This is a genomic window from Psychrobacter sp. FME13, from assembly GCF_014861395.1.
Lineage (GTDB): Bacteria > Pseudomonadota > Gammaproteobacteria > Pseudomonadales > Moraxellaceae > Psychrobacter.
On record NZ_RRYV01000082.1, the window covers coordinates 1 to 13,957 of the forward strand.

Sequence of the window (13,957 nt, forward strand, 5' to 3'; positions counted from 1 at the left end):
GCGAATGAGGAACGTTAAGAAACAGTCTGGGAGACTGTTTTAGTGACGCAAGGCGTAGGGCTATGCCCGAAGTGACAGCCCGTAAAGTACGCCTTTATTAAAGACAATCAGCAACTCTTTCGCATCAGTAGCATGTGCCGTGTATTGAGCGTTAAGCCATCGAGCTACTACGACTGGATAAGCCGTGACATCAGTGATCAAAAGATACATCGCAACCACTGTGAGCTATTGGTTAAGGCCGCTCACAGTGAAACAAAGGAGCGCTACGGCGTAGATCGTCTGCAAGCTTATCTAAGTGATCAAAGGCATCATATCAGTCAATACATGGTCAGAAGCATTAAAGAGGAGCATGGCATCAAGTGCCGTCGGCACAAGCGCTTTAAAGTGACCACCGACTCAAACCATAACAAGCTGGTTTATGACAATGTTTTAGATCAGAAGTTTGACGCTAAGCGCCCCAATGAGTCTTGGGTCAGTGATATTACTTATATCTGGACTGCTGAGGGCTGGCTTTACTTAGCAGGAGTGAAAGATTTATACACCAAAGAGCTGGTCGGTTACGCTATCAACAAGCGAATGACAGCAGATTTAGTATGCCGTGCACTTAACATGGCAATTAAGAATAAACGCCCAAGCAAGGGACTGATTGTTCATTCAGATAGAGGTAGTCAGTACTGTAGCCATGCCTACCAAAAGATCATCAAGCAGCATCTGTTTATAGGCTCAATGAGTGGTCGTGGCAATTGTTTCGACAATGCGCCAATAGAAAGCTTCTGGGGCGTATTAAAGAATGAGCTGATATATCATAAAGATTACAAAACCAGATTTACAGCCATCAACGATATCATTAGATATATTGAGCTGTATTATAACCAGACTAGGATTCAAAAGAGCTTGAGCTTTAAATCGCCAAGACAGGTGTGGTTTGATTATTATCGTCAAGCTGCGTAATTAAAATCTCCCAAGTTTATATCTACGGATTTGACGGCAGGGGTCAGAATGATTTAGGCTCACTTTATTATTCAGGTAGAGGAGTTAAGGAAGACTATGACAAAGCTTTTGAGTTATATACTAAGGCTGCGGCTCAAGGAGAAGCTTTAGCACAGTTTAATCTTGGCGAGATGTATTACTATGGTGATAGTGTCTCGCAAGATTATAACAAAGCCTACGAGTGGTATCAGAAAGCGGCCGATCAGGGCTATCAAGACGCTCAAGATCGTATCAATGAATTGATAAGTGAAGGCAAGATTACTCGGTAGTCGTCTCTAACTTTCATTGTTCTTAAAGTCGGCTCTATATCAGTTGTCTGTACAACAGCGCCAATCAGCCTTTTACATGTTCTGTAATGATAAATTCATATCCTCTACACATAAGTTTGCAAATACGTTATGATTGCTTTCACAATTAGAGGTAGTTATCTATCTTATATCATCAGACTCTTCTAAATATATTATTTGATTAACCAGAATTTTAATGCAGAGCGTTTATGAACTTTACCAACACTACCAACCATCCTGCACTGGCATTTGAAGGAGTCGATCAATTAGCTCAGAGCTTTCATGTGATCGTTATGAGGCAAACTTATACCTGGAATGAGCAGGGGTTGTTGATACTCGCTGACGAGCAAGACCCGCTGCGTTTAGAAGATCAGCTCGTTGATATAAAAGATTTAATGAGCAGCATAGTAGAAGAGTCAGACCTAGCGCATTACAAGCCAAAGTGTGACGTCATTATAAAGGGACATGCTTATGCTCCTAAGCACAAGCTAAATCAAGATAGCTTTACTGCCAGTATCAAACTGCAAAGCCCTGATTATATGGTTTTAGGCGAACCTACCGCCGCTACCAAATATGCTTTTGTTGCGCAAAGCTCTAGAGAATTTGCCAAAGACCGATACCACGCTGGTCAAGTCCTCATCGATAAGACACTCACTATCCTAAGTCCCAGATATCTACTCAACGATAGCATCACAGGCAACTCACATTACAGGCTGCACATAGAGCCGATGCCAAGCAAAGTCAGCCTAAATTCTAGTAGTAGCTTTGGTGGCTATAGTCTAATAGAAGACGATCATAAAGCGCTTAAATACATCAATAAAAATGAGCTGATACCAGAAGATCAGCGTAGTGCTATCAAACTTAACCCGCACCATGGCGTCATCGCCTATCTACAAGAGAATAGGTTCAATCCTGCTGGCACAGGCTATTGCTCTCCCATCTATTATAAATACGTGCAACCGCCGCGTATTACGCTCTCTCAAGTTCATCATCCAGACTTATTAATAAATGAAAGCTTGGTCAATCAAGTGGCAAAGGACAAGCTTGATCGAGATACCCATAATCGACTGGTCGCTGGTTTTGGCGTGCGTGCAAAGAGTCATCCAGAGCGCGCCAAATTAGTAGGGCAGGTCGATGAGGATTTCATCGAGAGTGGTGATGCTTATCCTAAAGGTTTTGACTTTGCGATGTGGAATAGCGCTTATCCTGATCAGCAGACAGATTTTTTGATGGGCAATGAATGGTTAACCTTAACTAATTTGTGTAACCCTGATATGACAGCTGCAACTATTACTCGTAGTGGCGACACAGAACTAAAGCTGTACCTGCCAGAAGTTTTGGCTTATATGACAGTAGGATCGGCAGACCCCCAGCTAATGGTCACAGAGCTACCGATGCATCTAGACACCGTGATAGTCTCACCAGATACGCAAAAGGTGAATCTAGTATGGCGGAGTATGATTATCGGCGACTATCAGCCTAAACTAGCTGTCCTAGCCGTTTTGGATAAAGATAAACAAAAAACATTGATTAAGCAGTACTATACAAAAACGGCTGACATTGTTAGACCTTATGAGATTGGTTAATACTAACCTCAACTTGTTTGGTGATATTTTATGGAATACCTACCTTTATGTTTATTGACAAGCATTGTTTTTTTGACAGGCTGTTTACCTACTACTGATACAGATGATAGTACAACGCAACAAGGCATGGTCATTGGAGATTTGGGCGGTGTCCCTGTAGAGATGCCAAGAGAGTCAGTGCATTTGCTTCAATATAATGGCGATCCTGGTTGGGGCGAAGCAAGGGTTGGGCCTATTCCTAAGCGTACTTACGAGTCTAAAATCTTTAGTTTTGGCTTTGATATTCGTTATACCGATAGGAAGATATATGATGGTCCTAATGGAAAAATGCATCGTGAGTATAGGCAACAAGAGGGTTTACCTGATAGTCCATGGGTATCTGTCGGTGTTATCTCAGGTGAATATTATCATGGTCCAGGCGGTATTGATCGTATTGGCAGCGGTACGTTAAGTTACAGCCCTAACAATGGCCCTGCCTCTACTTACGCCAAACTAGCAGGAACTCAATTTGGCTTAGAAGTGTATGCGCCGCCCGGTATAGACCCCAAGACTAAGACGCCATGGCGAGAGAATAAATATGCTGATGACGTTTTTATTCAGCGTGATGATGCTGGTGTTATTATCACTTATATTGAATGCAGTAACAGAGATGTTCGTCGCCCTCCTTGCGTGCATATGTTTGATTTAGAGCCTGAGATGGGGCTTCATGTTAGGGTTAGTTATTCTCGTCATGTGCTAAAAGACTGGCAACAGATAGAGCAGGCAGTACGCGCAGCGGTGTTAGATTTTAGAAAATAAAAAACAAAAATTGGTCATCTACTATGAGATACATAAACCTATGCTGGCTATCTAGTGTCATATTACTTAGTGGCTGTAGTGAATCCTCAAACTTTATAGATAATATTAAAGAAGGAATTAGTATGGAATCAGACAATACAGAACAAGATACAGTGATTGGAGATTTAGGCGGTGTGCCTGTAGAGATACCAAGAGAGTCAGTGCATTTGCTTCAATATAATGGCGATCCAGGTTGGGGCGAAGCAAGGGTTGGGCCTATCCCTGAGCGTACTTACGAGTCTAAAATATTTAGTTTTGGCTTTGATATTCGTTATACCGATGGGACGATATATGATGGTCCTAATGGGAAAATGTATCGTGAGTATAGGCAACAAGAGGGTTTACCTGACAGTCCTTGGGTATCTGTCGGTGTGTCCTCAGGTAAAATGTATCATGGTCCAGGCGGTATTGATCGTATGGGCGGCGGTACGCTAAGAGGCAGTTCTGTCTACGACCCTACAGCTACTTATGCCAAACTACCAGAGACTCAATTTGGCTTAGAAGTGTATGCATCGCCCGGTATAGACCCTGAGACCAATACGCCATGGCGAGAAAATAAATATGCTGAAGATGTCTTTATTCAGCGTGATGGCGCAGGCGCCATTATCACTTATATTAAATGCAGTAATAGAGATGTCCGCCACCCTCCTTGTATCCATCGATTTGATTTAGAGCCTGAGATGGGGCTTGATGTTAGAGTTAGTTATTCTCGCCATGTGCTCAAAGACTGGCAACAGATAGAGCGGGTGGTGCGCAAAGCTGTGTTAAATTTTAGAAAGCAATAGATAAAATTAATAATAGAACGAGGGGTTTATGGCAACTTTAACAGAGCCTGTTACGATTGAAGAGTTAAATTCACATATAGCAAATATTAAAGCCAATGGACGCCCCGCCGCCTTGGAATATTATGAATTTATGGAGAGCAAAGGCGATCCCTATGCCAGCTGGGCACAGGGAGTCGCTAACGATGATACTTTTACGGGGCAGGCTGCCAATAACTATAATGCAATATCGTCTCGATTTGGCGTAGGTGATCCGCCTCCTAGAGTTATCACTGATGCAGATTCTGCTCAAATTAATATAGATATGGCACTGGGTAATGCTGGAGAAATGCTTGAACAAGCAGAGCTATCTGGCGGCTCAACTAATGAAGGATTGCCATTTGATCCGACAAAAGATTTTCATGCTGAGAAGTTTAAAGAAAATGATTTAAGTATACAGAACTGGACATTAGCAGTGCCTATGGAGGCGTATAAGAGAAATTATGGAGAAGCTGCTACCGAAGAGCTTTGGCAACAGATTAATAAGACTGGAGGAACAGGTTTACCAGCAGTTTTGGAAAGCAGTAAGCTTTATGGACACACATTGGTAGATTTCCTCGACCCTTATAGTTTTTATCCTCAAGATTTAGGCTTTAAGTTAAGAGAAGCGCAATGGCTTGGTATAACTGCATTAGCTGGAATCGGTGCAGGATTTAGGATGGGATTGGACTGGTTGGATGAACTACAATTAAGCGGCTCGCAGCAGAATCAACTCATGGCCATCAGTAAAACCCCTTCCTTTAACTATACCTCCCATAAAAAAGACAGCGTCGCAGGGTATAACTTATATCAAATGCTTGATAATGCTGAGGACACCATATCAAACTCCACCATGAATGGATTTACCGTCTATGTCATGGGCAAAACCATTCAACCTACCTGTATGGGTGATGAGGCTGGTATAGGTGGCGGTGTCAAATCGGGGACGGTTGGCAAAGAGATCAGAGCCACCTCAGGGGCACCTAGTATCCTGTACTGTGGCTATCTATCAATACGAGCAGACGATACCTGCACGATGAATAATGAAAACGTTGAAGGGAAGTATATATCGCTATGTTAATTGATAAAGATGCGCAGTCAAAGTCCCCAACGATTGAAATAGATCAACCAGAGTCAGGCATTACCGCCCTCGGCGTCTCAAGCTTCGTTGCCTCTGGTAACCAAAGCTCTGCCTTTGATATTGGCATGGGCATAGCAGGCGCTATTCCTAATAGTGATGTCTCGCAAACTGTCGGTGCGATAAATATAGTATCAAGAGCGGCTCAGGCTGCCAATCAAGGCTCTATGCTAGGCGTAGGTATGGCGCTCGCAGGCGCAGTACCTGGTAGCAGTTTTGCCGATGCTATGGGTAAAGTGGGCGCCGTCTCTAACGCTATCGCAGCGGCCAACCAAGGCTCACCTATGGGATCTGCCATGGCATTAGCAGGCATCGCCCCTAATAGCCCTATTGCACAAACGTTAGGTCAGATATCTCAAGCCACTGATATGCTCAAACAAGGCTTATCCATCCTAAACCCTACCGTCAATCCAACTGATTTTATCAAATCAGTCATACCGCTTAATCCTATTAAACCTGCTAGCGAATCGGTAAATATCACAAGTGGTCCGCCTGGTGCTCGTGTCAAAGGCGAAGGTATTAAATGCGAAGCCTGCGCCCTTGCCAACCAAGAGGCTATGGTTGGCGCACCTGTCAACGCCCTCTATGGCAGCAAGCTATTGGTCGGTGGTGATGATATTGACTATCGCGGCAATGGCTACCTGCCATTTGTCATGAGTCGTATCTATAACAGTCAAAATCCTGATGTTGGCTGGTTTGGTCAAGGCTGGACGACTCAAGGTTATGAGCAGCGTTTGGAGCTAGACCCGCAGCACAACCGAATCTACCTAGTAGACAATTCAGGTCGGCGCGTGCCCTTTACTTATCTCGCTCCTGGGCACAGCTGTTATCAGCCTAGTGAAGGCATTACCTTATACCGTAAACCTTTATCTGAGAATAAAAAACACACTATTACCAATGCTAGGCCCATAGTCGCAGGTGCGACTAATGGTAGCCGTATTGGCGATCATGAGCCGTTAGAGTTTATCCTCTATCAAGGGGATTATAGTCCTAAAGCTCGTAATTCTGAGGCTCATAAAGTTGACGCTTTTAACGGCGTCGCCCAACATTACAGCTATGTCGCCAGTCGTCGCCATCATGGCACCGAAGCCGTCATATTACTGAGTAAATATACCGATAAATACGGTCATCAGAATCAGTTACACTATACTCGCAGTCCACTACAAGGCGACGCCTATCTACCGCAGTACCTTACTGATGATGCTAATAATTGCTACGAGTTTGAGTTCACAGTTTACAATGAGCAGCCTAGACTCACCACGCTATATAAAATAGAAGAAAGTAAGACTGCAACTTTTAGCAAAACCGTACTAGCAGAATACACTTATAGCTCCGACGGTGACCTGATAAAAGTCATCACTCAAGGACGCACCACCCGAGAGTTCGCTTATAAAGCACATCTCATGGTCTGGCAATCACAAGCCGATGGACAACAAGTCGCTTACCAATATGACCGTTATGATAATCCTAAAACTGCTCGTATCGTTGGGCAATCCATGAGCAATGGCAGACACTACCTATTTGAATACGGTCGTGACGCCAGTGGCATCGACAGTATTGGCACTACCACCGTCATCGAACAATTCGGCACGGCACTTGAGCGTACCCGTCACTATACTTATGACGACTGGTACAACATGACCAGCCTAACTGACCCCAATGGCAATACCAGCCGTTATGAGTATGATGACAACAATCGTATGATCAAAGCCATCAGAGCCAACGGTAGTCATACTTACTTTAACTATAAAGACCGCCATCTTGCGAGCGTACAAGTGCAGACAGGGATTGACCCTATTACTCAATTACCAGAGTATCGGGAAGTCAGCTATGAGTATAATCAAGCAGGGCAGATAATTACAGGTACAGATGCGCTCGGCAACCAGCAGCAGTACCGTTATAACGCCCAAGGCAACCCTATTGTCTACCGTGATGCTTTAGGGAATGACACTCAGTTCCAGTATGATCAGCATGGCAACCTTAAAACCCAAACCCTAAATAATGGTAGTCAGTTCGTTTTTGATTATGATGATTACGGTAACCTAATCAGCCAAACCGACTGTAGTGGCTATCAAACGCGCTACCAGTACGATGATAAGCAGCGCTTGCATCAGATCACCGATGCAGAAGGTAACATCACGCGTCACCACTATAATAATACAGCGCTGTACCTTCAGCTTCTTATCAGCCAAGTGCAGTATCCTGATGGCAATCGCATACAGATGGACTATGACGAGCTAGGACGCCTTATCAGCTATACTGACGCCCTAGGTCAACAAGTCACTTATCAATATGATAGTGCGGGCAATCTAAGCAAACGGACAGAAGATAGCGAAGAGTCGGCTAATACCGTAAAGCGCTTCAATGCCAAAGGCAATAGTATTGCCTATCGCTATGACGAGCTTGGACGTTTGACCACCCTAATCAATGAAAACGGTGAGAAATGGACATTTGAATATGATGCCAACGATAACCTTATCCACGAGACCCGCTTTGACGCTCATCAAAGCCGCTACGTATACAATGACATCGGACAACTTACCCAGCAAATAGACAACCCGCAACTGCCCAGACACAAACAGCATCATGTAATGATGGACTATGACCTTATCGGACAACTGACCGCCCGTCACAGCAGTCACTACCCTGAGCTTATCGGTAGTGACGCTAACAAACCTGTACGTCCGCAGTATCACCGTGTGCGCTATGAATACGATGAGATAGGGCAACTGATCAGCGCCGCCAATCCCAATAGCCGTACTAACTTAGCATATGATGCGGGCGGTAGACTGATAACAGAGACTCTCATCAGTCACTTAACCCAAGATGGACAGTATCAAGCACGCGAGCACACCCTCACTCATGACTATGACGAGCTTGGCAACCGCCTCAACATCACCTTACCCGATGGTAAAGTCATCAATCAGCTGTATTACGGCTCAGGGCATCTATATAACCAAAGCCTTTATGATCCTAGCAGCGATGAGCATATTGAGATACGTCATAGCGAGCGCAACAAGCTCCATCAAGAGATCAGCCGTCAACAAGGCATGCTTGAGAGCAGCTATGGCTATGACCCGATGGGAAGACTAATTAAGCAACAGAGCTTACCGTCTGGCGCAAATAACGAACATCTCACCATACAGCGCGATTATCACTACGACGCTTTAGGACAATTGACGCATTTAAGCGGTCATAGTCTGCTGAATCAGAGTAATAAAAATAAGAACCAAAAAAACCAATTCACCCGTAATCATCAATACCAGTATGACGCGCAAGGTCGATTAACTGAGCATAAGCTGACCGACTATCAAAACCATACGGGTGTTACCGAAGTATTTGCCTTTGATCCTGCTAGTAATCGTGTGCCTGTAAGAGTCGCTGACGATACCTCAGGCAACACACAGATTGATCATAGTAGACCACGTGAGCTAGTCCAAAACGGTAAAAGAATTAGATATACTTATGACAGTCATGGGCGCGTACTCTATAAAACTACAGAAGCAATTGATCATCTTGATACCGCATCTCGTACTGCCTTACAGCTGCAATACAATGCTAATAACGAGCTAGAAAAAAGCTTGCGTACCCAGTACCAAGGCAATCAAGTCATCAAAACTCAAACGATCTATCATTATGACGCCTTTGGAAGGCGTATCGCTAAGCAAAGTGAAGTACGTAAGCTAAGCAATCATCAAGGAAAGCTTACTCAAAGTAGCAAGACGCAGTACAAACACACACATATGCTCTGGGATAGTGACCTACCTATTCAAGAATACTCGGATACGCATGTCTATACTACTCTCTATGATCAGGGCAACTTTAAACCTGTAGCTCGTCTCGCTTGGCTACGTGATGATGTACCAGAAGTTGCTAATGATGATGTTGAAAATATAGATCTTGAGCAAGACGATAGTGTAATACAAGTTTATCACTATCATAACGATCAGCTAGGTACGCCGAATGAATTAACTAATGACCAAGGCGAGGTGGTATGGCTCGCTGATTATGAAGCGTGGGGTAATACCGCTAAAGTAGTTTGGCGTGAGCAACTGATTGATCAGATGCAAGTGAGTCAGGATGAGTTACAGCCTATCCGCTTTCAAGGTCAGCACTTTGATGAGGAAACTGGGCTACACTATAACCGCTTCAGATACTATGATCCTGACATGGGGATGTTTACCACTCGTGATCCGATAGGGCTCATGGGCGGTAGCAATGTCTTTCAATATGCGCCTAACCCTACGGGTTGGATTGATCCGTTAGGTCTTGATTATAGTATGGCAGGTTTAGGGGCGATAACAGGTCAGTCATTAGCCAGTATGAATTATATGGCTAGCAACCCACCAGCGCGCGTACCAAATAATAGTAAAGTAAACAAATTCATAAAGGATATTGGCTATAATATTTCTAAAGGCGGAAATGTAGAAGCTGAAGCTGGTGGTACATTAGTAGCAGTATTAGGAGTTAGACAAACATTTGGCGCAGCTAAAGATTCTCAAGGAAGAACATGCCCAACTGTTACAACTTGTGCATTAATTGGTCCTATGATTGGTGCTTATACTCATGCCGGAGGGTCTGTAACTACAGGAACATTAACACCAGGTAGTCGCACTTGGAGTTTATCAGGAACTGGAACTGGAACTATTGGTACTGGAGTTGGTTTAGGAGGAGCAGTAGGTGCTGATGGTTCACTAACAGGAAGCCTAGAAGGCACTGTAGGTGCAGCTGGTGGCGCTGCTGCAATGATATGTTCAAAGAAAGTCTCAACACAATGCACTAAATGATTAAAGGTCAGTCAATGAGTAAGTTAAGATTAAAAAAAGCCCAAAAAGGTATATTGTTAGCGCTTATATTATTTGTATTATCTATCTTTTTCGATTTTATAGGTCATGCTGGTATAGGTAAATATACTCTTTATATTACAATGGCTGTAATAATATACAATATGTTCAACGCTGCTATTTTTGTTAGCAATAGTAATAAAAAGTTTTTTAAGAGAATCAAAAACAAACAACCTATCTTTACTGACTCTCTAACAGATGATGAAGATGATTCTATAAAAAAGCTAGATGGATAATATTTGTAGTAAAAACTTGATTATTAGTGTGCTAATTAGCTTATTCGATAATATTCTAAAAAAGAAGGGGGTGATTTATGAATGCATACATAAAAGCTGCTCATGAAAAAAAATTTACAAAGTACGTTATATTTGGTTTTTTTATGATTTTATCAGGTTGCGTTAATAGCGAGCAACCTACAATTGCAGATAACAAAACTAATAACTTTAATAGATCTGTAACTGAAAAAGATTATAATTTTCAAAAATATACTGTCATTACTAAAATGTACTCAGATGCAGTGTTAAATAAATATAATGAAGAAAATAATACGTTGGATCATCTATATAAATATTCAGATAAAAGCTTAAAAGATGCTATTACACTTTCTAGTAAAAATATTACAAACACCTCTGAATCGCTGGATAGTATGAAAAGCTGTGAAAAAGCAATACTGATTTTAGACTTGATTCCGAGTACATCTTATGAACTAGACGACATTCTAGAAATAGATCATAAGATTTTAAATAACGGCTACATTAGATCAAAAATGTTAGTTAAAGGTTACGAGAAAATAAATAGCTATAATTTCGGCACTTTTAAAGATTTTTCACTAGATTGTGAAAACGGTGATTGTATGATAACAGATGTGTTTGACTCTGAAGGAAACTCGGCAAAGCAAAAAGTTAAATTACTTTGTAAATAAGTGAACCGCCCCGTCTTTATCGGAGAGTGATTTATTTGAGTCAGGCAGCGATGCCTGACAGATTTAAATTATCATAATACCGCTTTGAACCGCCTCGACTTTATCGGAGGCTGTTTATTCAAGTTAAGCCATAATAGCAATATTTCTAACACCACAACCTCTAACCGTATGATGTCTTCTATTTTAGAATGACAGCCGTTACAGGTTGAGGCATGATTGCAAATAAACTGTGACAGTCGGGGCAGCTGATTTCTATTTGTGTCTTCATAACCTCAAATATATCCGATTACTTCGGCTATCACCTCTCCTTTATTTTCTAAACATACTTTCTGATACACCACCAGAAATTAGAATAATACTATTATTTTAGCTCACTGGATTCAAACTCATAGCGATAGTACTGCGACTTTGAGGCGATACCGATGTTATAACCATATGATAGTGAAACGTAAACCACATCCACTTCATTGGCTAACGCATAACTGCTGTACGCTTTTTTAGCCACATTTTTGGCAAAATCTTCATCACTGATGTTATTTTTATCCATAGGTATCTCAATCGAAAGACTTTCCGTCACTGTTTGGCTGCCATCGTTATCAGTAAAAGTATGCGTGTTTTGATGTACGCCCGCGGAGCTGATATTAGGCTCAGACAATAGCGTTGTTTGTACTGCTATCAGTTCTTTAAAAAGGCCGTTATCCATAGCCATCCCCTCATTGGTAAAAGCAGGAACGGCTGCTGATGTTAAAAATAGCAACGCAACAATAACAAGGTGACCCTTCCAAATGGGCACTATAGATTGTTTGTCAGCATTTATATTAATGACGATAGAATTTGCAGCCAGATCATGCAGCGACTGTCTGGTGCTTCTGTTAAAAAAGAACAGGTAAACAATGGCTAATATACCGCCAAATACGATCGCGGTTAGCAGATAGAGTAATATATCAGATGGATTGTCACCAAATACAGACTGGCCGTTGAGGGCAAATGGTGTGATCAAAACAATAGCACGCAGACTGGCTTTACCCATACTTAACGGAATGCCGCTCTTATCAACCACTCTTATCTTTAGTAGTTTTTTGCCAAGAGTTTGTCCACCAGCACGTTGGCTATTGCCAATACCAAAATACAATAGCAAGATAATGACACCAACAAGTTGCCCCCAATTGCCTAATTTCACAAATACACTTTCGAATATCAATCCTAGTAGTAGCCCAACACATCCCAAAATGATCGCATCAACCAGTAAAGCGCCAAGGCGGCTATAAATATCTGCTAAGTATGTCTTCTGTTTTATGGTCGCCATTAATACTCTCAAATTAAAAATAAATCTGCTAGCTTAATAGAAAGCATGTTGACAAACAAGCGTAGGGTCTTTAAAACACCACCTGATAATTTAACCCTGTTAGGCGTCGCTGCCTGATTCAAGAAAAGCAGCCTCCGATAAAGTTGGGCCGATGCAGTGGTTAGATAGCATTCAGTTACTAGTAAAATTTTATACACTCATCAAAATGCTCAAATAAGAATAGTGATATTTGTAGTTAAGAGGAATGGTATAAGCAATATGCTCCTCTTTACCATTGACTATTAATGTAAAGCTGACTTTTTCAATAATGTCTTTGGGCATACTCTCAACGTAATGCAAAACGAGACTTTTGGAACAGTCCGTTGTCCCTATGCAACCTTCCAAATTAGAGACTCTCTTTAATGGTTGATATAGTTTGCCATCCTCAGAATAATGTGCCAAAACGACGGAGTCTTCTACTAGCTTTACCCCAGAATCTTTAGAAAAATTAAAGTCTAGGCGTGATTTGCGCCAAATATTATCAGGCGTGAGATGAGCGTTATTGTCATTAGTTACGTCATTAAGGTGCATAATCTCAACGTAGTTGTAGCCACTTTTATCGCTATCTAACCTATACAAGGTACTGTCAAACTCGTATTTAGGAACTTTATCGCCCTCATAAAAGTATTCGTTGTCATAAGGAATAGGTGAGTTTTCTTTTTCTACCCCATAGTTAAAGTGCCAGCATCCTGATAAGGTTAGACTCACTATAATAGTGATAAAAATGCGACTTATTGAGACTAGGTGACTATTTGTAAAATTAGTTTTCATGGACAACGACTACCTAGTTAGACATTTGAAGTTTTAGCTATTATAAGTTTAATCGTTCTTTAGTATCTCATATTCTGCGGTTTTATCCGCTAGGATAGCGCCATTTCTATCGAGCATAGTTCACCTGTAGCGATGACTATTATTTAGAGTCATATGTAGTTGTATGGCATAATTAAATTGGACAGTGTATAGGAGGCTTATACTAACCCAAAGAGGAAAACAGTATAACCAGCAAACGTAACTCTAGTGGCACACTAAATTTGGACTGCATTTAAGAGAAGATATATTACATACGAAAAAGCCAGACAACCTAAGCTGTCTGGCTTTAATATTTTGAACGACTTATCTATGATTATGTTCCCGCCATACAGCATGCTCACATTGTAGTGGCATAATAAACTTGGACAGTGCATAAGAGGTTTATACTACCCCAAAGA

The 13,957-nt window shown here is 41.9% G+C and carries 10 protein-coding genes and 1 pseudogene; 9 read left to right on the plus strand and 2 right to left on the minus strand.

Annotated elements, in window-relative coordinates:
• Positions 1–75 precede the first annotated feature (75 nt).
• The 9 genes and pseudogenes from EI164_RS10265 to EI164_RS10305 all read left to right on the plus strand — a co-directional run.
• Positions 76–951 (plus strand): annotated as a pseudogene (locus tag EI164_RS10265) (IS3 family transposase); the annotation flags it as partial.
• Between the two features lie 20 nt (positions 952–971).
• Entirely contained in the window at positions 972–1,259 is a 288-nt protein-coding gene (locus EI164_RS17315; protein WP_318779537.1) for a tetratricopeptide repeat protein, read from the plus strand.
• A gap of 227 nt (positions 1,260–1,486) precedes the next feature.
• The gene (locus tag EI164_RS10275) at positions 1,487–2,863 is read left to right on the plus strand and encodes a DUF2169 domain-containing protein (protein WP_192519869.1); all 1,377 of its coding nucleotides are present in this window, start codon (positions 1,487–1,489) and stop codon (positions 2,861–2,863) included.
• 30 nt (positions 2,864–2,893) lie between these two features.
• Positions 2,894–3,661, plus strand: coding sequence for a hypothetical protein (locus EI164_RS10280; RefSeq protein WP_225739225.1), 768 nt, complete (start codon positions 2,894–2,896; stop codon positions 3,659–3,661).
• Between the two features lie 122 nt (positions 3,662–3,783).
• Positions 3,784–4,485, plus strand: coding sequence for a hypothetical protein (locus EI164_RS10285; protein WP_192519870.1), 702 nt, complete (start codon positions 3,784–3,786; stop codon positions 4,483–4,485).
• 28 nt (positions 4,486–4,513) lie between these two features.
• A complete protein-coding gene (locus EI164_RS10290; protein ID WP_192519871.1) occupies positions 4,514–5,581 on the plus strand; it encodes a PAAR-like domain-containing protein in 1,068 nt (355 codons plus the stop codon).
• Entirely contained in the window at positions 5,575–10,425 is a 4,851-nt protein-coding gene (locus EI164_RS10295; RefSeq protein WP_192519872.1) for an RHS repeat-associated core domain-containing protein, read from the plus strand. Before EI164_RS10290 ends, EI164_RS10295 begins: the two co-directional genes overlap by 7 nt.
• Positions 10,426–10,439: 14 nt before the next feature.
• A complete protein-coding gene (locus EI164_RS10300; RefSeq protein WP_192519873.1) occupies positions 10,440–10,718 on the plus strand; it encodes a hypothetical protein in 279 nt (92 codons plus the stop codon).
• 77 nt (positions 10,719–10,795) lie between these two features.
• The gene (locus tag EI164_RS10305) at positions 10,796–11,404 is read left to right on the plus strand and encodes a hypothetical protein (RefSeq protein WP_192519874.1); all 609 of its coding nucleotides are present in this window, start codon (positions 10,796–10,798) and stop codon (positions 11,402–11,404) included.
• Positions 11,405–11,765: 361 nt separating this feature from the next.
• Here the strand turns inward: EI164_RS10305 and EI164_RS10310 are convergent, their stop codons facing one another.
• Positions 11,766–12,710: an RDD family protein gene (locus EI164_RS10310; protein ID WP_192519875.1), complete on the minus strand. Its 945-nt coding sequence runs from the start codon at positions 12,708–12,710 to the stop codon at positions 11,766–11,768.
• 189 nt (positions 12,711–12,899) lie between these two features.
• The gene (locus EI164_RS10315) at positions 12,900–13,520 is read right to left on the minus strand and encodes a hypothetical protein (protein WP_192519876.1); all 621 of its coding nucleotides are present in this window, start codon (positions 13,518–13,520) and stop codon (positions 12,900–12,902) included.
• Positions 13,521–13,957: the final 437 nt, after the last annotated feature.

Bases quoted from the DNA above. Each gene is read 5' to 3' on its own strand.
- EI164_RS10285 (WP_192519870.1), top strand. From the start codon at position 3,784: ATGGAATCAGACAATACAGAACAAGATACAGTGATTGGAGATTTAGGC.
- EI164_RS10295 (WP_192519872.1), top strand. From the start codon at position 5,575: ATGTTAATTGATAAAGATGCGCAGTCAAAGTCCCCAACGATTGAAATA.
- EI164_RS10315 (WP_192519876.1), bottom strand. From the start codon at position 13,520: ATGAAAACTAATTTTACAAATAGTCACCTAGTCTCAATAAGTCGCATT.
- EI164_RS10290 (WP_192519871.1), top strand. From the start codon at position 4,514: ATGGCAACTTTAACAGAGCCTGTTACGATTGAAGAGTTAAATTCACAT.
- EI164_RS10275 (WP_192519869.1), top strand. From the start codon at position 1,487: ATGAACTTTACCAACACTACCAACCATCCTGCACTGGCATTTGAAGGA.
- EI164_RS10300 (WP_192519873.1), top strand. From the start codon at position 10,440: ATGAGTAAGTTAAGATTAAAAAAAGCCCAAAAAGGTATATTGTTAGCG.
- EI164_RS10280 (WP_225739225.1), top strand. From the start codon at position 2,894: ATGGAATACCTACCTTTATGTTTATTGACAAGCATTGTTTTTTTGACA.
- EI164_RS10305 (WP_192519874.1), top strand. From the start codon at position 10,796: ATGAATGCATACATAAAAGCTGCTCATGAAAAAAAATTTACAAAGTAC.
- EI164_RS10310 (WP_192519875.1), bottom strand. From the start codon at position 12,710: ATGGCGACCATAAAACAGAAGACATACTTAGCAGATATTTATAGCCGC.